Annotated in this window: 24 protein-coding genes, 1 riboswitch and 1 other annotated feature; of the genes, 16 read left to right on the forward strand and 8 right to left on the reverse strand. The window is 43.4% G+C overall.

Going from position 1 to position 21685, the window contains the following annotated elements:
- Window positions 1-2: 2 nt before the first annotated feature.
- The 11 genes from ACTW1R_RS01685 (at window position 3) to ACTW1R_RS01735 (ending at window position 8231) form a co-directional block, all read left to right on the forward strand.
- Window positions 3-371, forward strand: a complete 369-nt coding sequence (locus ACTW1R_RS01685) for an LPXTG cell wall anchor domain-containing protein (RefSeq protein ID WP_010748658.1) — start codon at window positions 3-5, stop codon at window positions 369-371.
- Window positions 304-1017, forward strand: coding sequence for a WxL domain-containing protein (locus ACTW1R_RS01690; protein WP_221889157.1), 714 nt, complete (start codon window positions 304-306; stop codon window positions 1015-1017). The genes ACTW1R_RS01685 and ACTW1R_RS01690 overlap by 68 nt, the downstream gene beginning before the upstream one ends.
- A 45-nt stretch (window positions 1018-1062) precedes the next feature.
- Entirely contained in the window at window positions 1063-1863 is an 801-nt protein-coding gene (locus ACTW1R_RS01695) for a WxL domain-containing protein (protein WP_015508841.1), read from the forward strand.
- An 11-nt stretch (window positions 1864-1874) separates the two neighbouring features.
- Window positions 1875-2615: a WxL domain-containing protein gene (locus ACTW1R_RS01700; protein ID WP_060792398.1), complete on the forward strand. Its 741-nt coding sequence runs from the start codon at window positions 1875-1877 to the stop codon at window positions 2613-2615.
- 67 nt (window positions 2616-2682) lie between these two features.
- Window positions 2683-3765: a WxLIP family cell surface protein gene (locus ACTW1R_RS01705; protein ID WP_087626807.1), complete on the forward strand. Its 1083-nt coding sequence runs from the start codon at window positions 2683-2685 to the stop codon at window positions 3763-3765.
- Window positions 3755-4555, forward strand: coding sequence for a class A sortase (locus tag ACTW1R_RS01710; protein ID WP_087628152.1), 801 nt, complete (start codon window positions 3755-3757; stop codon window positions 4553-4555). Before ACTW1R_RS01705 ends, ACTW1R_RS01710 begins: the two co-directional genes overlap by 11 nt.
- 44 nt (window positions 4556-4599) lie before the next feature.
- Complete coding sequence (locus ACTW1R_RS01715) at window positions 4600-5091, forward strand: hypothetical protein (RefSeq protein ID WP_015508844.1); 492 nt, start codon at window positions 4600-4602, stop codon at window positions 5089-5091.
- Window positions 5069-6529, forward strand: coding sequence for a helix-turn-helix domain-containing protein (locus tag ACTW1R_RS01720; protein WP_010748665.1), 1461 nt, complete (start codon window positions 5069-5071; stop codon window positions 6527-6529). Before ACTW1R_RS01715 ends, ACTW1R_RS01720 begins: the two co-directional genes overlap by 23 nt.
- 208 nt (window positions 6530-6737) lie before the next feature.
- Window positions 6738-7307: a TetR/AcrR family transcriptional regulator gene (locus ACTW1R_RS01725; protein ID WP_005227190.1), complete on the forward strand. Its 570-nt coding sequence runs from the start codon at window positions 6738-6740 to the stop codon at window positions 7305-7307.
- Between the two features lie 3 nt (window positions 7308-7310).
- A complete protein-coding gene (locus tag ACTW1R_RS01730; protein ID WP_005227191.1) occupies window positions 7311-7769 on the forward strand; it encodes a low molecular weight protein-tyrosine-phosphatase in 459 nt (152 codons plus the stop codon).
- 108 nt (window positions 7770-7877) lie between these two features.
- Window positions 7878-8231, forward strand: a complete 354-nt coding sequence (locus tag ACTW1R_RS01735; protein ID WP_005227192.1) for a hypothetical protein — start codon at window positions 7878-7880, stop codon at window positions 8229-8231.
- Between the two features lie 63 nt (window positions 8232-8294).
- On the opposite strand, the gene ACTW1R_RS01740 is transcribed toward ACTW1R_RS01735, so the two are convergent.
- The 6 genes from ACTW1R_RS01740 to ACTW1R_RS01765 form a co-directional block, all read right to left on the reverse strand.
- Window positions 8295-8654 carry an iron chaperone gene (locus ACTW1R_RS01740; RefSeq protein WP_087626808.1) on the reverse strand — a complete coding sequence of 120 codons (360 nt, stop codon included), beginning with the start codon at window positions 8652-8654 and terminating at the stop codon, window positions 8295-8297.
- Window positions 8655-9014: 360 nt separating this feature from the next.
- Window positions 9015-10520, reverse strand: a complete 1506-nt coding sequence (locus ACTW1R_RS01745; protein WP_005227194.1) for a helix-turn-helix domain-containing protein — start codon at window positions 10518-10520, stop codon at window positions 9015-9017.
- A gap of 118 nt (window positions 10521-10638) precedes the next feature.
- On the reverse strand, window positions 10639-11991 hold the full coding sequence (gene brnQ / locus ACTW1R_RS01750; protein ID WP_086338985.1) for a branched-chain amino acid transport system II carrier protein: 1353 nt from the start codon (window positions 11989-11991) through the stop codon (window positions 10639-10641).
- Between the two features lie 204 nt (window positions 11992-12195).
- Window positions 12196-12930 (reverse strand): amino acid ABC transporter ATP-binding protein, encoded by a 735-nt coding sequence (locus ACTW1R_RS01755; protein ID WP_005227196.1) that lies wholly within the window; start codon window positions 12928-12930, stop codon window positions 12196-12198.
- A gap of 11 nt (window positions 12931-12941) precedes the next feature.
- Window positions 12942-14531 carry an ABC transporter permease subunit gene (locus ACTW1R_RS01760; RefSeq protein ID WP_087626810.1) on the reverse strand — a complete coding sequence of 530 codons (1590 nt, stop codon included), beginning with the start codon at window positions 14529-14531 and terminating at the stop codon, window positions 12942-12944.
- Window positions 14532-14646: 115 nt separating this feature from the next.
- Window positions 14647-14820, reverse strand: a riboswitch (Lysine riboswitch).
- A 147-nt stretch (window positions 14821-14967) separates the two neighbouring features.
- Window positions 14968-15270 carry a hypothetical protein gene (locus ACTW1R_RS01765; RefSeq protein WP_005227198.1) on the reverse strand — a complete coding sequence of 101 codons (303 nt, stop codon included), beginning with the start codon at window positions 15268-15270 and terminating at the stop codon, window positions 14968-14970.
- A 317-nt stretch (window positions 15271-15587) separates the two neighbouring features.
- Here ACTW1R_RS01765 and ACTW1R_RS01770 point away from each other — a divergent pair, with 317 nt between their 5' ends.
- Together ACTW1R_RS01770 and ACTW1R_RS01775 are read left to right on the forward strand one after the other, a co-directional pair.
- Complete coding sequence (locus ACTW1R_RS01770) at window positions 15588-16505, forward strand: ABC transporter ATP-binding protein (protein ID WP_311903421.1); 918 nt, start codon at window positions 15588-15590, stop codon at window positions 16503-16505.
- Window position 16506: 1 nt separating this feature from the next.
- Window positions 16507-17268 (forward strand): DUF2705 family protein, encoded by a 762-nt coding sequence (locus tag ACTW1R_RS01775; protein WP_010748673.1) that lies wholly within the window; start codon window positions 16507-16509, stop codon window positions 17266-17268.
- A gap of 75 nt (window positions 17269-17343) precedes the next feature.
- On the opposite strand, the gene ACTW1R_RS01780 is transcribed toward ACTW1R_RS01775, so the two are convergent.
- Together ACTW1R_RS01780 and ACTW1R_RS01785 are read right to left on the reverse strand one after the other, a co-directional pair.
- Entirely contained in the window at window positions 17344-18249 is a 906-nt protein-coding gene (locus ACTW1R_RS01780; RefSeq protein ID WP_087626813.1) for a sensor histidine kinase, read from the reverse strand.
- Window positions 18250-18263: 14 nt separating this feature from the next.
- Complete coding sequence (locus tag ACTW1R_RS01785) at window positions 18264-18932, reverse strand: response regulator transcription factor (RefSeq protein WP_087628153.1); 669 nt, start codon at window positions 18930-18932, stop codon at window positions 18264-18266.
- 157 nt (window positions 18933-19089) lie between these two features.
- Here ACTW1R_RS01785 and ACTW1R_RS01790 point away from each other — a divergent pair, with 157 nt between their 5' ends.
- The 3 genes from ACTW1R_RS01790 to ACTW1R_RS01800 are packed head-to-tail and all read left to right on the forward strand — an operon-like array spanning window position 19090 to window position 21165.
- Window positions 19090-19782, forward strand: coding sequence for an NAD-dependent protein deacylase (locus tag ACTW1R_RS01790; RefSeq protein ID WP_015508851.1), 693 nt, complete (start codon window positions 19090-19092; stop codon window positions 19780-19782).
- Window positions 19783-19795: 13 nt separating this feature from the next.
- Window positions 19796-20644, forward strand: coding sequence for a chorismate mutase (locus ACTW1R_RS01795; RefSeq protein WP_087626814.1), 849 nt, complete (start codon window positions 19796-19798; stop codon window positions 20642-20644).
- Window positions 20641-21165, forward strand: a complete 525-nt coding sequence (locus ACTW1R_RS01800) for a transcription repressor NadR (protein WP_005227206.1) — start codon at window positions 20641-20643, stop codon at window positions 21163-21165. Before ACTW1R_RS01795 ends, ACTW1R_RS01800 begins: the two co-directional genes overlap by 4 nt.
- Window positions 21166-21286: 121 nt before the next feature.
- Window positions 21287-21525 (forward strand) — a binding site (T-box leader).
- The last annotated feature ends 160 nt before the right edge of the window (window positions 21526-21685 follow it).

A 21685-nucleotide genomic window follows, 5' to 3' on the forward strand; every position in this document is an offset into this window, starting at 1 on the left:
AAATGAAAAAAATCATGATCGGTATTATTGCTGGCTGTCTATTAATGTTTCCTCAGCTCGTTTCAGCAGCCGAAGCAGGTGCCTATGACAGCAATGGCATTACTTCCTTTTTCGGTGTCTATGAAGAACCAGTTGAGGAGCCAGAAGAGCCCGTAAAAGAACAGCCAGGGAATAAACAAGTAAATCAAAAAGGCAACAACATTCTGCCGGCAACAGGGTCGGATCACTTTAATAGCTATCAAAGCAGTGGTCTTGTCGTTTTGTTGGCAGCAGGAATCATTTTAATCAAAAGGAGAACAAAAAATGAAAAAACTTTTCTTGACGGCAGGCATTCTATTGATGAGCACTGCTCTGTTACCAACAACCGTTAATGCCGCTGAATACACCTCAAATGGAGCAATCACTTTTGAAGCGGACCCGAATCCAACCAATCCAGTTGATCCGACCGATCCAGAAAAACCAGTGGATCCCGTCGATCCAACCGATCCAGATGGACCAAACCCTGGAACGCCTGGACCATTATCGATCGATTTTGCTTCAAGCTTTCAATTTGGCAACCAATTGATCACTTCCGAAACAAAAGATTATTACGCACAGCTGCAAGAGTTCACAGCTGGCGCTGCTGGACCAAACTATGTGCAAGTAACAGATAAACGAGGAACGCAAGAAGGCTGGTCATTGAGTGTTGTGCAAAACGGACAATTCAAAACGGCTGATGACGAAGAGCTAGTCGGCGCTTCATTATCGATCGCCTCAGGTGCAGCAACTTCAGTCACCGATATGCAGTATGCACCAACGGTTACGGCAAGTCATACCTTTGTACCCGATAGTGAAATCACATTGGTCAACGCACCTGTCGGAAAAGGAATGGGGACTTGGATCTACAAGTTTGGGAACGATGCAACGGAAGGGTCAACGGCAGTAAAATTAAATGTACCAGGCAGTTCCGTAAAATTAGCCAAAGAGTATCGGACGACATTGACTTGGAATTTAAAGAATGTCCCTGAAAGCAATTAAAATCACTGATTTTCAGTAAAACAGATAAAGGAGTGTCAAATAGAAATGAAAAAAACAGCATGGGTCTTTTTAAGTCTTGCCGTATTGGCAGCAGCGAGTGCAGCAACTGAGGTTTCAGCAGCTGAAGCGGCTTCTTACACCTCAAATGGGGCGGTTGATTTTATTCCAAATACCGATCCGACGAACCCAGTCAATCCAGAAAATCCAGATCCAGAAAACCCAGTCAATCCTGTGGATCCAACCGATCCAGATGGACCAAACCCAGGAACAAATGGACCATTATCGATCGATTATGCCTCTAGCTTAGATTTTGGTGTCAATAAAATCTCCAATAAAAATGAAGTCTATTATGCACGAGCACAAGGGTATTTGAATGACGATGACACAGCTTCTACATTAAAAACTGCCAATTATGTTCAAGTAACGGATAATCGCGGTAGTAATGCTGGTTGGCGGTTGTCTGTGAAGCAAAATGGGCAATTCAAAAACGAATCGACGTTGAATCAAGAATTGACTGGTTCTGTCATTACCCTAACAAGTCCTGCTGTTAAATCAAATGCGATCGGCGTTACTGCTCCAGTGGCAGAAGCGACGATCACATTGGATGCAGCAGGTGCTGAATCAGTGGTGATGACCGCAGCAAATCAAACGGGGGCTGGAACATGGGTCAACGCTTGGGGAAGCGTTGAGACGGTCACTGAAATAGATAAGGATGGCCAAGAAGTACAAGCAGATGTTACCAAAGCAGTCGCACTTTCTGTACCCGGCAGCACACCAAAAGATGCCGTTAGCTACACGACTACACTAACTTGGGTATTATCAGATACACCAGGAACGGAAGGATAAGGAGTATAGACATGAAAAAAACACTAGCATTTCTCTCAGTATTAGGGCTAAGCTTCGCTGCTCCTGTGCTGGCACAAGCAGCGGACAGCGCAGAATACAATTCAAACGGACAGATCACTTTTGAACCAAATACAGACCCAACCAATCCAATCAGTCCAACAGACCCAGATCCAGAAAATCCGATCAAACCAGTTGACCCAACGGACCCAGATGGACCAAATCCAGGAACCAACGGACCGTTATCGATTGATTTTGCTTCAAGCCTTTACTTTGGCACGCAAAAAATCACCTCAAAAACAGAGATCTACCATGCGGAAACCCAAAAATACGTAGATTCAGCAAATGTGAATCAAGAAGGACCAAATTTTGTCCAAGTGACAGACAATCGGGGAACAGAGAGCGGTTGGACATTGAATGTTCGCCAAAATGGTCAGTTCAAAACAGCAGAAGATCAAGAATTGACCGCCGCGCAAATTCGTTTGACGAAGGGAACTGTAGTAACACCTTCCTTGTCACCAAAACCATCAAATGTGAGTTCAACGATCACATTGAATCCAAATGGTGCCCAATCCTTAGTGATGAGTGCCCAAGATGGCGAAGGGGCAGGGACCTATCTAATGAGCTGGGGCGATAGTTTAGCTGCAGCTATGGATAGCATTGAGTTGGAAGTTCCAGGCTCAACGACAAAATATGCCAGCCAATACAACACCACGTTTACTTGGTTACTGACAGACACACCAACAAACCCATAAGTACCAGCTTTCTCCTTGAACCCTTTCGTGGTTTAAGGAGAATACATAGAAAGAAGGGACATCCATCATGAAAAAAATCAACCAGCTTTTGGCGCTCCTATTCGCAAGTATTTTCTTTTTTGTACCAACGATAGGAACCGCTTCTGAATTTAACTTTGCCGTCAATCCCGTAATTCCAGAAAATCAAATCGATAAAGAAAAAACTTATTTTGACTTGAAAATGGCGCCGGGTGCGGTACAAACCGTTGAAGTCCAATTGCGTAATGACACCGATCAAGAGGTCGTCATCGCACCAGTGATCGCTTCAGCTACCACAAACTTAAACGGAGTCGTGGAATATGGCGAAAACGACATCGAAGCGGACGAAACCTTGCCTTATGATATGGCTGATTTGATTGAAGTGGATGAAGAGATCACGATCCCCAAACAATCCCAAATCACCTTACCCTTAAAGATCACCATGCCTTCAGAATCCTTTGAAGGGGTCATCGCAGGCGGATTGACCTTAAAAGAGACGACAGAGGAAAACGATACTGCTGACAGTGAAGAAGAGCAAGGGTTAGCTATCAAGAATGAGTATGCCTATGTCGTTGCGATTTTACTGCGACAAAACACAACAGAAGTTTCACCGGATCTAAAACTGCTGGATGTTGGACCAGGTCAAGTCAACGCCCGAAATACTATCAATGTCACCCTTCAAAATCCTGAAGCAGCTTACTTGAATTCATTACGCCTGATCAATGAAGTGAAGAAAAAAGGTGATAGCGACGTCTTGTATTCTTCGGATACCTCACGAATGCAAATGGCACCTAATTCCAACTTCTCGTACCCAATCTCTTTAGAAGGACAACGTTTAGAAGCAGGGACCTACGTGTTGACTTCCGTTGCCTATGGTGGAAAAAGCGATGAAGGGCAATACAAAATTGAAAATGAAGAAGGCGAAGAAGAAAGCTATCTCTATAAATGGACCTTTGAAAAAGAATTTACAGTGACGGGAGAGGTCGCACGTGATCTTAATAAGAAAGATGTGACGATCGAAACAGATTACACATGGCTTTATTTCTTGATCGGCGGACTGTTGCTACTACTCGCCTTGCTGCTGCTTTTATGGTACCGACGAAAGAAAAAAAATGAAACGGATGAAGCGTGAGCACCTTGAGAAATACTTGATCGATGGGTTGATCATCGTAGGTATTCTTTTGCTGGCACTGCCTTTTCTCAAAGAAAGCATCGTCAGTTGGCAATTACGCACCACGCAATTGACGATAGCCACGCAGCTGCCGGCAACGATCCCAGAAGAAGAAACGATCCAAATGCCAGCTCTGTCAGATGTATTGGCGCCTCAGCCGACAACGATCACTGGGTACGGCTTTGTCGCAATCGAGGCGATCGATTTCCAGCAGCCGCTGTTGGTGGGACTAACGAATCAACAGCTGCTGAGAGGCGGCGTCGTGATGTTTCCCGAACGTTCGTTGAAAAATAGCAATTTTGTCGTTTTAGGGCATCATCTTGGCAGACAAAGTTTGTTATTTGGTCAGTTGCTAGAAGCACAGGTGGGGATGGAAGTATCAGTGACCTATCTCGAGGAGAGCCAACAGTATATCATCACGGATAAAAAAATCGTAGACGAGTCGGACTTGTCGGTGCTAGAGGAAGAACAGACACCAAAATTGACCTTGATCACTTGCCCTACGCCTACTCGAACAGAAGAACGGTACGTGCTGACAGCAATTCCTGTTGAGCAGGCAACTGCCGATCACCCACAAAAACCAGCGGCGACAATCAGCACGCCGAAAGCAGAAAAAGTGATGGTTGAAAAACAAGAAACGGTATGGAAACAACAATCAATGAAAAATTGGTTTCTTTTATTTGTTATTTTATTTATAATTAGTGGATGTCTGCTGGGCGCCCATAAGTTGTTGGACCGTTCAGCGTCGTAGAAACATCATCAGAAGATGCGCTGATGATAAGGAGGGTGAATAAAATGAAACGCAGATTTGGCTTTGTCATTGGTGCGTGCATGATTATCGGAATGATCGATCTTGTTACAGAACAAGTCGTTTTTGCGACCATTTATAATCCGCTGGACCCCTCAGAAGAAATCGTCCCCACGGACCCACCAGAAGAAATACCAGAAAAAGTGGAGGAACCGCCAACTGAAATGGAAGAATCCAAAGAACAACCCGCGCCTGAACCAGAAACCGTTCCGAAAAAAGAGCCGGAGCGATCCTCACTGTCAGAAAGCAGTTTTTTGGAAAAGCAAAAACATTTTGCCCAACGAGTCATGCTGGAGGATGTCTTTGCGCCGGATCGTTTGAACGTCGATCTAGCACTGCCAGGAAATAATACAGATGGTGATGGCGATGATAAGCCTTCTTATCTTGCCAGCTTGTGCTACTTATTTTCAGGAAACGTCCTTTATGGCCAAAAAAACAATGGAGGCTTGAAAACGCATGTTTGTGACATTTTTGAATAAGGCGGACAAACGAAAACTGGTGATGCTGCAATATTTGGAAAACGCAGTCGCTCTTTCGGAAACGAAGGAAACATTGATGGATCAATTGACCATGTCGGAATTTTTGATCAACAAAACCGTTCAAGAATTGAATCTTGATTTTTATGAACTCGGATTGAACGAGGAATTTGAGATCGTGACCGATGGGACGGTCATTAAACTGAATGCCTCGGGTCTGGCAACTTCCGATACACTGCTGACCTATTATTTGGATCAAGCGTTGAAATTTTCCATGTTGAAAGAATGTTTTTTTGAGCAATTGTCTTCTTTATACGAATTTGCCACCAATCACTATTTAAGCCATAATCCCGTCTATAAAGAATTTAAACAGTTCAAACTGATCTTGAAAGAATATGATATTGAAGTGACGAAAGAATTTCAGCTGGTTGGGGAGGAAAGTGAGATCAGGGAATTTATTTTCCTCTTTTTTATGAAGGAATACTATCTGAATCATTCCCCTTTTCCAAAAGAAATCTTGGAGAAAGAAAAGACCTTTGATCGTTTTAATGAAAGCACCTGGCTTAAACCAGAACAGTCTGCTCGCATGCGGATTCGCAAGAAACATTATCTAGGAATCGTTTTGGCACGGATGACGAATGGTCATTACCTGCAAAACAGCGTGGAAAATGATTTAGTCTTGCCCAAACATCTCGTGATCATTGAGGAATTGAAACGCTGGCTGCAGGAGATTTTGACGATCACCGATCAAGAAGTGCTAGAGCGTGAAGCTCGAGATATTTTGCGCTTTTTGATCGTTGAGGGCTGGCTGATCGACAACAATAGCTACATCGATCAAGAACAAACCTATATCCAACAATTAAACGAGCATTTTATTCAAGCCGTCCAACAGCAGTTTTCCTTAACCGCAGATACGTTGGCACTTCTTCATGCTGAAACGACAACGATCCATTATCAGCTTTTGTCGTTTTCCTTTAGTTCTCGCTATGAATACCAATATATGGATGTGACGTATTTTCTTGAAACCTATCCAGAATATGCTGCCTTTTGCCGTAACTATCTGGAAGAAAGCCGCAACCGGCCGATCTTATGGAACAATAAAGAGTTTTTGTTTTTCAGGTATCTGATTCTGTTGATTTCCACGATTCCGCTAAAAGAGATTTTGGTTCCCTTGTATGTCTGCGTGGACTTTTCATTTGGCGATTCCTACAATCAGATGATCCAAAAGAATATCGAAAAAATCCTCGATTTGAATGTCCAATTCCAAAGTTACCCAGATGATCATACGCATCTGATTCTTTCAAACTTACCCTTTTATGGTGCATTGGGGATCGACCATATCTTATGGCTGGCACCACCTAGACCCATCGACTGGGCCAATTTCACTGAAAAAGTCAGTGTGATTCGAAGAGAACAGTTTCAAACCAAAATGGCACAATGAGCAACCTGCCGTTTAACTATCGAAAGCAACGTCTGCCTCAAATGGAGGCAGGCGTTTTTTGTAGAAACCTGTCCTATTTAAAAAGCGCCCAGGAATCTATTGCTCTGATGAAGGTTTCGGGGAAGGTCTGTGAAAAAGGACCATTTGATAGGATTTTTTTTTGCAGGAAAATTTGGTATGATAGAAAGAGAAGAAAAAGAGGTGCCCTATGATGGATGGGAAACAAACGAAGGCTGTGATTGGCCAGACATTGATTACCCTTTGTGAGACCAAAGAAGTGAATAAAATCAGCGTACAGGAGATCGCCGAAAAGGCGCAAGTCAATCGGCAGACGTTTTACTACCATTTTCCTGATAAAAAAGCTTTGATCCAATGGATCTATCGGCAAGATGCCCTGATTTTTTTGACGACAGAAGATGTCTCCCTTGATAACTGGGAAGAAGCCGCCTTGCGCATGCTGAAAGCAATGAAACAAGCGCCGGCCTTTTACCGCAAATCACTGGCTTATGACCGCGAAATCTTAATGAACGGATTTCTACAGATCACAGAACCGCTTTTTCAGCGCTTGTTCTTGGAGGTCGATCAAGAGCAGCAATTGACGAAACAAGACATTCTATTTTATAGCCGGTTCTTTTCCTACGGCTGCGGAGGCATTTTGGAAAATTGGATTCACAACGACTTTCCAGAGACCCCTTTAGAGATTGCAACGCAATTGTTTCGTTTGGCGAAGGATGTGGAATTTTTTGGCCACCAAATCTATGAAAAAGAGGAGCAGTGAGCGATGACGAAAGTTTTATTTGTTTGTTTAGGTAATATTTGCCGTTCCCCCATGGCAGAAGCTATTTATAAAGCAGAAATAGCAAAACGCAATTTGGATTGGCAGATCGATTCGGCAGCGACCAGCTCATGGGAAGTCGGACATTCTGCTCATCCCGGAACCAAAAAAAGATTGCGTCAAGCAGACTTATCGAGCGAGGGACTCATTTCACGGCAGATCACGGAAGCAGACTTTGCCAAATTTGACTGGATCATCGGTATGGATCAAAGCAATGTTGAAACACTTCAAGCGCTGGCACCTGCCGATACCAACGCAAAGATTCGTTCGTATTTGAGTGTTGTTCCTGGTAAAGAAAACGCGGAAGTACCAGATCCTTATTATACAGGAGATTTCGAAGAGACCTATCAACTGCTGCAAGAAGGAATTCCTTTTTGGCTAGAGGTTATTTCTTCTGAAAAATAAGGCGTGTTCGCTTGTATTTTACCAAAAATTTGCTAAAATAGAACCATGGAAATGCGAACGTATGTGTGGTTTTTATAAACTGCTGCAACGCGCAGAAAGGAATGTCCAATGGAAAAGAAACCATCGCCCATCAAACAATTGGGCAAACTCATTGTGATGACATCCACAACGTTGCTGGATACCTTTTTCAGTGATGATGCTGACAAGAAGAATCAGTCTGAAAAAGTCAAAGAAATCCAGCGAACGCTGCAAGAGGCAGCCGCTGCCAAGCACCTGGTCGTGCTGCAAGTAAAAACAGAGAAATTGGGTGGTTTTGAAACCGTTACCGGCTGGATCGTCGGCAAAACGGTAGCAAAAGAACAAGTTGTCTTGAAATTACAAAGCGACCGCCAGCAGCTGCGGATTATTCCCCTGCATCATGTGCTAAAAGTTAGCACCTTGAATACAAAACCTGGCTTGTAGACAAGCCTGTGCATAGCAAAAAAACCGCTGCGTCATTAGACACAGCGGTTTTTTTATTGCTGGTTAAGCGTGCTTGTTTTTGACTTCTGCGAGTCGCCAAGCGGTCATCACAGCGATCAGTTCGTAAGGGATCGGCTGTGCAAAAGGAAACTGAACCGCCCCTTTACTGGTTTTGTAGGGTTGTAGGTCTTCTTGGAAGGCCGTGATCGCAGAAGGCGTGGGATAAAAGCCAAGATGCTGTTTGGCGCAGGCAAAATGCACGATAGTTTCTCCCTGATGATAGGTAGGCATTTGATAACTGATTTTTTCAAACGCTTCAGGTAAAACGGCTTTGATGGTTTGACGGACCTTTTTTAAAGTCGCTTGTCGTTCTGCTGGAGCTGCTGCAATGTATTGGTCAACTGTCGTAATGGCTTTTGTCATAGGACACCTCCTGGCTTTAGTATACGGCAAACCCCGTAAGAAAAAAAGGAGCCTGTCAGTGGGTAGCTGACAGGCAAGGAGTAAAAATGAAAAGTGTTAGTTAGGGTTGTTTGTTGGGTTATGTATACTATACTGTTCAAATATGAATTTTTTGTGGAGAAAAGATTGGAAAGTGTTTAAGTTTGCTGGCTGCGAAAAGAAGCAAAAAAAGACCCGTCGGTGGGTGGCCGACGGGAAGGAGTTAAAAATGAAAAAGTGTTAGTTAGGGTTGTTTGTTGGTATACATAGAGTATACGAGATAAATATGAATATTTTGTGACAAATCTTTTCGGAAGTTCTTAAGAAACCGTAACGGTTTGATTACAGAGAAAGGTTCTTTTCATCAAAACGGTTTTTCAAGGTACGATACAAATCAATGTATTGCCGATCATCTGCCGCATAATCCCAAATATAACTCATTTTTTCTGGTTTGAGTTTTTTCATCAACTGATTGGAACTAACGATGACATCATAGTTTTCTTGCTGGTTTAGATCATAAGGTTCTGCTGCTACGAAGGTCAAGTCATGTAAGAATTGATTCAATCCTTGAACGACTAAGAAATTGTCTTCTAACGCAACCCCTACCCGTAAACGATTCGAATAACGGATTTGATCATAAAACGGCAGCAGGGCGTGGGTATACATCGTTGCCATCTGCTCTTGGTTTTCATCGTTGATATAGTCCACCGCGGATTCTTCGCGATAACTCGTTAAGAATTCATCGATTTTTTGCTGCAGCTGCTCTTCAGCAGACCCGCGATTGATCGATGGCGTCAGCAAGCGATAGATATTTGGAAACGGCTGACGGAAAACGTAGTTGCCGAAAGTCACATTGATTAAATTGCCCACGACCAATGGCTCATCTAACAGGCCAGGTTGTGAAGCAAAGAAGGTTGCTTTCATCTCTGCTAACAAGTCTGCGACTAATGGATAAACTGGGTTTTGTTTGCTTGAAAAGAATTGCAAGGTTTGTTGCAACGCTTCTTCTTCAGGACTCAAATAGAATGGGAAGATTTGCGCCATCAAGTAAATAAACCCTGATTCGCCTTTTAATTGTTTGTCTGTCATTGAAACTTCAGGATCAACGACTTGTGTCAAACGCTCAAAATCGAAATATGGATTATTTTTCATTAGGAAATTGTACCGCTTGTCGTATTTGGCAAAATTTCCTTTTTTGATTCGTAAAAGAATCAAGGCGGCGAAATACTTCAACTCTAATCGGCCAAGATAAGAATGAGTCATTGGGAAGTACTCCGTGAATCGATCCACCATTTTTTCTGTCTCACTCTCAGCGATCGCAAATGGCCATTCTATTCCACGAGTACCTAACCAAATGATATTGAATAGGGAGAGCCGCACAAGACGCTCATCGCCCACCAAGTTTGATTCAGTGTACGTAAAGCGAAGCTGAAATTGCTTCAAATGTTTTTTTAGATGTTCAAATTTGCGAGACACCGTTGAACGACTGACATCGTATTTTGCACAAAAATCCGTGATCGTAGGATGGTCTTCATTCAGCATGTAAAGAACATATAAGAACGGAACGCTTTTATTCAATAAATAGAAGCGGTATTCATCGATCGTTACCGCGATATTCTGAGGCTGTAATTTACCGCCACGACCGAGTATCGACATATGATCCGGAGTTAACTCAGTTAGATCTTGGTCGATCTCAGTCAACTCTATAAAAGCTTGTTGGTAGCTTAACTCCATTTCCTTTGCCAATTGTGCGATTGGGTGGCTAGGGTTTTGCAGAGTCAGCATACGCCGGAATATTTTAAATTTAATTAATGTTTGCGGGTCCATCATAAGTTCTTCATAAAACATAGGTATCCTCCTTTGTGGCTCTATTGTATCTTTTTTTTACGAAACTGTCAGTCTTTTTAATCAAAAAAATAGCCTACCCTTTAAAAAAAGGTAGGTTATTTTCATCTTTTTAACTAATTTAGGCTGAAACAGGGTCTTTTTTGAACCACGACCATAGCAAACCGATCAAAAATCCGATCGCAGCCGGTACGACCCACCCCATCCCGATTTGGAAGAAGGGCAGATATTCTGACGCAAAAGACAAGATTCCTTGCACGAAAGCGTTGTTGGTAATCAGTGCAGGACTTGCATTTAAACCGTCGATGATTGCAGCGATCAATGTGAAGTATGTCGTCATTCGATAGACACTGGCACGATGATGAAACAAGGGACTGATAATCGCCAACAAAATCAACGTGATCGCCAGTGGATAGATAAACATCAAGACTGGAATAGAAAACTCGATGATATTGGTCAAGCCGACATTGGCGAAGATCGCTGGCAAGATACTTGTCAAAGCGATAAAGAACCCGTAGCTTTGCTTGGGAAACAATCCAGCAAAGGTTTCGGAAAAAGCCGTGATCAAACCAATGGCAGTTTTTAAACAAGCGGAGATAACGATCAAAGCTAACAGCAGACTGCCGACAGTGCCAAGGTAATGGTTGGCGATTTGTGCTAAAGCGATCCCCCCGTTTTCGCTGATAGGAAATTGCCCTAGACTTTTGGTTCCCATATAAGAAAGTAAGGTATAGATGATCCCCATCAACACGATGCTGACAGAACCAGAAAGGATCGTATCTTTTGCGACCGTCGTAGGTTTTTCAACCCCCATATTGCGAATCGTCGAGACGATGATGATCCCGAAGGCTAAAGATGCCAGCGCATCAAGGGTATTGTAACCGTTGGTGAAACCAGTAAAGAAAGCATCGCTTTGATAGCTAGGATAGATCGGCGCATCGCTGATGGTTCCTAGAGGTTGCCAAAAAGCAAAAAACAGCAAAACGCCTAGTAAGACCAGAAATAATGGATTCAAAAATTTCCCTACATAATCTAAGATTTTGCTTGGTTTACGAGAAAACCACCAGGCAGCGCCAAAGAAGAGGGCAGAAAACAACGCCAATAACCAAGTTTGCATGTCAGATGAAACATGGGGAGCGATCCCGATCTCATAAGAAGTGGTAGCCAAACGGGGCAAAGCAAAGAACGGCCCGATCACTAAATAAAGCAAAATCGTAAAAATAAGTGCGTAGCGTCGATTGATTCGAGAAGCTAATTCAAAAACACCGCTGCTTTGGGAAACGCCAATAGCAATGACCCCTAAAAACGGCAAGCCGATTCCCGTTACTAAAAAGCCAAGGTTGGCTAAACCGACATTCGCACCAGCTTCTTGTCCCATGTGAACTGGGAAGATTAGATTTCCGGCACCAAAGAAAAGACCGAAAAGCATTGATCCAACATACATATAATCCTTAAACTGTAACTTTTTTTCCATAAATGAAAGCTCCTATAATTCCTTAGTTTTAAAAAAAATAACAAAGTTTCTAACAAATAGCAATGGTTTTTTGTGATTTTTTGATAAATTCTGACAATTGTCGTTTAGAGAATAAAAAAACACTTAGCATTGAATTCTTCCAAGCGTACTTAAAAAGGACGAAAAAGCTCGGAAGAAGACCGCTAAGTGTTTCAAGACAGAAAATTAATTCAACACACGGGAAAGGAATTCTTTGGTGCGCTGTTCTTTTGGATGAATAAAGATATCTTCAGGAGTCCCTTGTTCGGCAATGACACCTTGATCCATAAAGATGACCCGATCAGACACTTCTTTGGCAAAGCCCATTTCGTGGGTAACGATCACCATCGTCAAGCCAGTATGAGCTAACGTATTCATGGTCTTCAACACTTCACCGACCATTTCTGGATCCAGTGCAGAAGTCGGCTCATCAAACAACATGACATCTGGATTCATCGATAAGGCACGGGCAATGGCTACCCGTTGTTTTTGTCCGCCTGAAAGCTGGGAAGGCTTGGCGTTGGCATATTGAGCCATACCGACTTGCTCTAGATTTTCTTTGGCAGTCGCTTCTGCTTCTTTGCGATCACGTTTCAAAACAGTGACTTGTCCCGTCACGCAGTTTTCTAATACATTCATATTGTTGAATAGGTTAAAGGATTGGAAAACCATTCCTAGATGCGTACGGTATTTCGGCAAGTCGTAGCCTTTTTCCAGCACATTTTCACCTAAGTAGATGATTTGCCCACTGGTTGGTTTTTCTAACAAGTTGATGCAGCGAAGAAGTGTGGATTTTCCTGAACCAGAAGAACCGATGATCGTGACAACTTCTCCTTTATTAACAGACAAACTGATGTCTTTTAAGACTTCGTTGTCGCCAAAACTCTTTTTTAAATGGTCAATTTCAATGATTGCTGACATGTTCTTCCTCCTTATTCGTTCGGGTTGATGTCTTCTAATTTGACATACGCACTGGGACCGTCCATTTTGCGTTCAACAAAGCGCAAGATCTGGGTGGCACTGATGGTCAAGACTAAGTAGATCACACCGATGATCGCAAATGTTTGGAAGTATTGGAAGTTCGTTCCAGCAGCTGATGTACCTTGGAAGAAGAGGTCCGCAACACTGATGACACTTAAGACGGCAGTATCTTTGATATTGATAATGATCTCATTTCCGGTAGCCGGTAAAATATTGCGCATTACTTGCGGCAACACGACTTTGATCATGGTTTGCCAATGGGTCATTCCGATGGCTTGAGCTGCTTCAAATTGACCGTCATCTACAGCAAAAATCCCTCCACGAACGATTTCAGACATGTAGGCACCCGTATTGATAGAAACGATCAGCACGGCTGCCAGCGTGCGATTCATGGAGACACCAAAGGCTAGAGCCGTTCCGTAGAAAATAACCATTGCCTGAACCATCATTGGGGTACCGCGGAAAACTTCGATATAGATGGTCAGCAGGCCGTTGACGATTCGTTGGAAGAAACGTCCTACTGGATTTTCTGAAAGCGGCAATGTCCGAAAGATACCGACTAAAAGACCGATGATCAATCCGATGATCGTTGAAAGGATCGCGATGAATAAGGTCAAGCCAGCGCCTCGTAAAAAGAGCATGCCGTAATCATCAATGATTTTTTTGAAATCAGCGATCAGGCCTTGATCCGCCGTTTCTCCGCTGGCATCTGCAGGCTGATCTAAGACTGCTTGATCCATCAGGGAAACCCGTTCTTCTTCAGAGATTCCTGCAAGGATCTCATTGACTTTTTCAACATCGGGATCGCCTTTGCGCATCCCGACTGCTACTTGGACGTCTTCTGGATTGGTTTCAAAACCAGCCCCTTCATCGAACTCGACCATCTTCAGATCAGGATTTGCCCCGACGGCAGTGACGCCTTCTGGTCGTTCGCTGACGTAGCCGTCAATGATGCCCGAAGCTAAAGCAACGCGCATGGAGGAGAAGTCCCGCATGGCTTGTTCTTTTTGGACCTCAGGGATTTGATCAATGACCGTATAATGGAAGGTATTCAGCTGAGCAGTGATTTTTGCCCCCGAAAGATCGGCGAGGCTTTTGGCATCGGCGAATGCCCCATCTTTACGTACTACGACCACCAAGTCGGATTCATAGTAAGGATCGGTAAAATCAATTTGCTCGCGGCGTTCGGCCGTTGGTGACATACCAGCGATGACGGCATCGATAGTCCCCGCCTGTAAAGCTGGCGGCAGACCGTCCCATTGGGTTTTAACGATCACTAATTCCTTGCCTAAACCTTCAGCGATTCGTTTGGCGATCTGGACATCGTAACCGCCGGCAAACGCAGAGCCTTCTTCCCCAGAAATCGGCACGGCACCATTGGTGTCCGTCGTTTGCGTCCAGTTGAAGGGGGCATAGCCTGCCTCCATACCGACACGGAATTGTTCCGCAGGCGTTTGGTCATCCGCTTGCACGGTTAGGGGCAGCTGAATGAGGGTTAGACAGAGGGCGAAGACCGCCCAGATCCAATTATTTTTTTTCATTTTATCTCTTTCCTTTCACGAGTTGGACAAGCAGGTAAGGATGAAAAAGCAAAAAAACAGCCGTACTCCATGATTGGAAAACGGCTGTTGACAGGTCATCGTCGACAAACCTTTCACAAAACATAGCGCAACTTAGACAAGCTAAGACAGTCCGCAAATTGTTCATTTGCGGCCCAACAAAATCGATGCAAGCAAAACCGATCTTGTTTCGGCGATGTTCCCTAGCTCTGCTGTAAACGTGTTGCTTCACTCAGCAGGATTAATGAACCTCGCGACCTCTACCTAAATGTTAAAGGGTACTCGTATTTAATTTGATTCTTCTCAGAGTTTAGAAGAAAAGCACCCAAATGTCAATTCTTTTTAACAAAAAAACGACCATTTCCCTATTTTTATCAAAGAGAAAGCGGATCGTTTTTACGAGTGTCTATTGGAACCCTTAAGCGACTTTCGCTTTTGGTTCACGGCCTAAAACAGCTTGGATGACTGTCAAGCCAAGCAATAAGCCAAGTGCTAGATAGATGAGGCTTGAGTATTGTGTAACGCCCCAATCTTGTCCTAAGGTACGGTAAACCACAAGGACGATGGCTTGAATGATTGCAGTGATGACATTTAAAAAGCCGAATGCCCATAAATTGCCATTTTCTTTACGTGCTAAATAGAAGATAGAGAAATATAAGCTGACTGCCAACCAACCGAAACTGATAATGATCATTGCCCAATAAATAATAGCTGCTACCAATGTATTTCACCTCACTTTGATTCGTGACTAGTTTACCACGTTTTTTGTTCCTTGTCATGAAGGAATCTCTTTCTTTGTGAGGCAAAAAACAAAGCGCAAAAGCAGTAATGAAAAGATCGTCTGCTACATTTGCTATTGGTGGGTTTGCTGAAAAAGGGATGATTTTTCTCACTAGGGCTATTTTCAGCTGTGTATAATAGAAATAAGTTGTTTTTTTGCAAAAAACTACGAGTTAAGAATCAATTAATAATTAGTTAATAGCTGATTTAGATCTGCTTGCTAGAATGATCACAGAAGCAAGCAAGGAGGAAGTAGAAATGGAAAATGTTCTTAAAATCAAAGGATTAAACAAGCGTTACGGCAAACAGCTGGCGCTGCATGATGTCGATCTAACGATCGCCAAAGGAGATATTTATGGATTGGTAGGGAGAAATGGTGCTGGGAAGACGACCTTACTAAAAGCGATCGTGCAGTTGATCCAACCCACCAGTGGCAGTCTGCAATTGTTTGGTGTTGAAGGCGGCAAAGCATACATCCAGATGCTGAGACGGGTCGGTAATGTGATTGAGACTCCAGTCGCTTACGACCAATTGACGGCTGAACAAAATTTGAGCTATTATTGCAAAATCAGCGGGGTGGTGGAACCTGATGCCGTTAGTAAAGCACTGGCGTTTGTTGGTTTGACCAATGTCGGCAACAAGAAATACCGTGATTTTTCTTTAGGGATGAAACAAAAACTGGGCTTAGCGATTGCTTTGTTGAATCAGCCAGATTTTCTAATTTTAGATGAACCGATCAATGGCTTGGATCCTGTCGCGATCGTTGAATTTCGAGAGCTGCTTTTACGATTGAATCAAGAACGCGGCATGACGATTTTGATCTCCAGCCATATTTTAGAAGAGCTGTACTTAGTGGCTACACGCTTTGGGGTCATTAGTGAGGGGCGTCTGATCAAAGAGATGACCAAACACGAATTCGATCTGATGGCGAAACGGTTTATTCAATTAGAAGTCGATGATGTAGCCACAGCTAGCCGCTTACTGGACAGTCAACTGATTTCTGAATATAAAGTTGTCAGTGACCACAAGATCCACATCTACCAAGAAAATGTATTGATTCGTGATCTAATCCGTCAATTGGTTTATGAAGGGATCGCTATCGACCAGATTTCTTTTGAAGGGGAAAACCTAGAGTCGTATTTCAAAGAGTTAGTGACAAGTGAAGGGGGAAATTAAGATGTTGAATTTTATTCGGGCAGATTTGTATCGTTTATCTAAAAGTAAAAGTTTTTGGATCACAGAAGGAATTATTTTATTGTTGGTGATTTTAGCGGTTGTTTCAAATGGTGACGTGGGAGTCACCCTGGGAGATAGTACGCAAACCACAGGCAGCCTTGCCGAAATGACGGGCTTTCTTGCGATCCAGACCAGCCTGTCTTCCATGTTATTGTATTATTCACTGCCGTTAGTGATGCAAGTTTTAGGGAGTGAGTACACGAAAGGGACGATGAAGAATATCATTACCGTCGGTGTTTCTAAACCCGCCTATCTCTTTGGAAAATTCTTGGTGTATGCGTTGGTACTTGTCTTGCAAATTTTGGCTATTTGCTTAGTGAGCTTTGTTGCGGGAACGATCATTGGCGGTACCGGCTTTGAAGACATCTCTCAGCTAGAAAACTTAGTGTATTATTTCGCTGGCTTTGTATTGATCTTACTGGCTACCTCATCTTTTGCCTTGTTGGTGTTGTATTTGACCAAAAATACAGCAGTCAGCGTGTTGGCGACGATCTTTATTCCGATGGGCTTTGCGATTGCACGTTTTTCTTTGCCAACCTGGAAATTCTTAGAATACTTGGATTTCCAAGGCGGATTAGAGATGGTGACTATGACCACTTTCAAAACGTGGGAAATGGTTCAACCAATTTTTGTTGGGAGTCTGATTAGTTTGTTGCTTTGTCTTTTGGCTGCACATCTGGTGTTTAAGAGACAAGAATTATAAAGAAAAGAAAAACGTCCAACAGGACCGACCGCAAAAGGTCAGACTGTTGGGCGTTTTTGTCCGTGTAGCCAGTGTTTAATGGGACTTAGCAGACTGCTGCCAAGCCAAAGTCAAACGAAACGTCTCTTCGGTTGTATCCAGTTGAATCTCGCCAGCTAATGCATGAGTCAATGCCGCGATGATATACAGACCAAGTCCAGCTTGCTGTTTGTGCCGTGAAAGGTCTTCCGTATAAAAGCGGTGAGTCAATTTTTCTGGATGCTGGATCGGTGTCCTCAGCTGATTTTCCTGTTGGAAAACGATGCGATCTCCTTGTTGTTTCAAGCGGATCGTTCCCGTTTCATTGCCATGTTCCAGCAGATTACCAAGGACATTTTGAAAAATACGCTGCCAACTTTTTTTATCTGAAATGATCATGATATTGGGTTGGATCGCCACCGTCAGTGATAAATGGTTTTCCTCAAAAGAAGGATAGAGCTGGAGCAGTTCCTCCTCCAGCAAACGAGAAAGATCGAATTCTTCTAAGGTCAAAGCCAGTTGATTGTCTTTGAGGCGCTGATAGGTCAATAACTGTTCCAGATGATTTTCGACTTTTTCTAGGTTACTGCTGACTTTTTCCAACAGCTGCAGCTGTTGGTTGTTGAGGGTCGTATCGGCTTGCAGCAGTTGTGTGTAGCCGCTGGCGACCGTTAAAGGTGTGCGCAAGTCGTGAGAGATATTTTGAATGGCTTGTTCCAATTGCTGGTTTTCTTGCAGCATTTGATAGTGTTGCTGCTTATTTTTTCTAAGTATCTGATTGTTTAACAAGGCGATCGCTTTTAAAACGGGCACTCGGGTCTGCAAATGGATCTCTTGATTTGTTTCGATTTCGCTGATTCTTGCTAATTGTTGGTGGTACTTTTTCAGATCATACAGTAAAAATAGCCAGTAACCGATCAATAAAGCAACGATCAAGGCAGCGAAAAACTGAAGTATATGCATGGGGTTCCTCCTTTTTAAGCTAGCTTGATGCCGATGCCCCAGACAGTATCGATATACGCTTCCTCTGGATCGAGTGTTTTGATTTTGCTGCGTAAATGGCTGATATGGACATTGATCGTGTTTTCTTCACCGTAATAGGGTTCTTGCCAAACAGCTTCATAGAGCATTTCTTTCGTATAAACTTTTTTGGGGTTGGCTAAGAGCAGGGAAAAAATCTCAAACTCCTTTTTCTTCAACTGAACCGTTGCTTCTCCTCGTTGCAGCTGAAACGAGTCAGGCAACAGTTGAATGTTTTTATACGAGAGGCTGCTGGCAACAGGAGGGGCTTGTTTATTTGTGCGTAACTGAACAATGATACGGGCTTTTAATTCTTCGACATTGAAGGGTTTGGTCAAGTAATCATTGGCACCCGCCAGCAAAAGGGTGGAAACATCGGCTGGTTCATCTAAGGCAGTCAAGATAATGACGGGGACCCTGGAGGTTTGGCGAATCTCTTGCAAGACTTGTGTCCCATCTTTACCAGGGAGCATTCGATCTAGCAAAATCAAGTCGAAAGCATCTTGCTGAAAAAGTAGCAGACCTTCCGTGCCTGAATAGGCTTGCTGGACAGTATAGTCAGCTGCTAAAATAGTAGCCAACATTTCGCTGATCTCATTGTTGTCTTCGATAATCAAAATTTTCATTTGGTTTTCCCATTCTCCTTGCATTTATTTCATCTATTATAAGCAATTCCGCACGAAAAAGCATTAGTTGCTTTTAAAAAAGAAAATAGCTGATTTTTCGCAAAAACGGTTCTTTTTCGGTTAGAATAAGAGAAAAGCCATAAAGGAAGTTAGAACGATGAAGGTATCTATTGAGCAAGCAATCGCAGCGGTCACCGCCGCATCATCCGTGACCTTTTTGACGGGGGCTGGTGTTTCGACCCCATCTGGCATTCCTGATTACCGTTCCTTAAAAGGGGTCTATCAAGGAGTGGCACAGCCAGAGTATTTGTTAAGTCATGACTGTTTAGAAAACGAACCGGAAACATTTTATCAGTTCGTCAAGCACCTCTACCATCCTCAAGCACAGCCTAATATCATTCATCAAAAAATGGCTGAGCTGCAAGCGAAGAAAACCGTCTGGGTCGTTTCGCAAAACATCGATGGCTTGCATGAAAAAGCAGGCAGTCACCAAAGAATCGATTTTCACGGCTCTTTGTACAACTGTTATTGCCGAAAATGCGGCAATCAGGTACCTTGGCAAGCGTATTTGCAAGATTGGCACCATGCAGGGTGCGGTGGTCAGATTCGGCCAGCGATCGTGCTTTACGGGGAAGGATTTACGGATGAAACCATTGAAGGAGCCATTCAAGCCGTTGCTCAAGCCGACCTGACGGTGGTCGTGGGGACTTCGCTGCAAGTCTATCCTTTTGCAGGGCTAGTCGATTACAGCCAGCAGGTGTTGGTCATCAATAAGGAACCATTGGCGATCCCGAATGAATATGGCATGTTGACCGCAGCAGCCGAAACGTTTTTCCAGAAAATTGAATGAAGGAGTTTATGATATGACACAACGTACCGAAAAAGAGAAAATGATTGCTGGCGAATTGTACTTTTCCCCAGATCCAGAATTGGTGGCAGATCGAAAATATGCCCGTGAACAAATGAACCTGATCAACCAAGAAACTGATACAAAAATCAAAGAGCAGTTACTAAAAGAAACTTTCGGCTCTGTGACTGGTCGAATCTATATCGAACCGAATGTCCGTTTTGATTATGGCTACAATATTTCTGTCGGCAAAAACTTCTATGCTAACTATGATTGTGTGCTATTAGATGTTTGTCCAATTACCTTTGGCGACAACTGTATGCTGGCACCCAATGTTCGGTTGTTTACGGCGACTCATCCATTACATCCGGTCAAACGAAACAGCGGCTTAGAATTAGGGGCACCGATCGTGATTGGCGACAACGCATGGATCGGTGGTGCGGCCACGATTTTGCCAGGGGTCCGCTTAGGCAACAATGTCGTGGTAGGCGCTGGCAGTGTCGTTACCAAATCATTCCCAGACAATGTTGTGCTGGCGGGAAATCCAGCACGGGTCATCAAGACGATCGATTTAGAAGAAGAAAACAACCAGCAAAATCCCTTGGCTGTTCAGCGGGCAGCGATCGATGACATTGATTGGCAACTCACGCATCTTTTGGAAAAACGTATGAGCACGGTCAACGAAATCGTACAATTGAAGAAAAGCAGTCAATTGCCAGTATTAGATGAAAATCGTGAAGAGAAAGTGCTGGAAAACATTCTGCAGGCGATTTCTAATCAAGCCTATGAAGAAACGATTTTGGCTATGTTTAAATCAATTATGAACCACTCAAAAACCTATCAAGAGAATCAATTGGAGGAATGAGTATGGATGGAGGAACACGTCGAGAAAACATTTTAGCGGCATTGAAGCAAGCGGACAAAGCGATCAGTGCCAGCAAACTGGCAGAATCCCTCGGAGTCAGCCGTCAAATCATCGTTGGGGACATTGCCTTATTGCGAGCAGCTGGTGAAGCGATTGTGGCTACGGCTCGCGGTTATCGTCTGCAAGCGCTGTTGGATGAGGCAGGACATGTAAGTAAGCTAGCAGTGCAGCATCGACCTGAACAAACGGAAGAAGAATTGCGCATCTTTGTCGCTTGTGGTGTGGAAGTGGTCGATGTCATCGTTGAGCATGAGATCTATGGAGAGATCACTGGCAATTTGCAGATTCAAACAGACCAAGACGTGACTGATTTCATCAACAAAACCAAACATGCAGAAGCCCGCTTGCTCTCAGATTTAACCAATGGGGTACACTTGCATACGTTGCGCTACACCGATCCTGCGGCTCTGGAAAAAGCCAAACAACAGTTAGCAGAAAAAGGCATGCTCTATCAAAATTGAGGCGTAAACCATTCTGGCAAGGACGCTTTGCGGAAGTCTTGGCAAATCCTCAGATGAAAAAATTGTGATTTTTTGTTGACAAGGCGTTCATTTTCCAGTAAAGTACTCTTCAACAAGAATAATGAATCTGTTGAGAAGGAAAGTAACCGCGGATACTTCAAAGAGAGACTCTGGTTGGTGGAAAGAGTCAAGTCAGAAGCGATGAAAAATGGCCTTGGAGGATTGATTGTCGATAAGTAGGCAATCACGGATGCGCACTACCGTTACAAAGTGCACCAATCTCTAGCACGACTAGACGTTGGGTTGAGGGAAGGGAAACCTTCTAAACAAAAGGTGGTAACACGAGTATTCGTCCTTTTATTAGCAAACGCTGGTAAAAGGACTTTTTTTATACCCAAAATCAAATAGCACCACACACGAAGAATTGGTAAGTACAAAAGCACGTTTTTTCAACAGAGAGCTTCGGTAGCTGAAAAGAAGCATCAAACGACTTTTAGAAAATGGCCAAGGAGTGATTCGT

The organism is Enterococcus sp. R12, assembly GCF_058135755.1.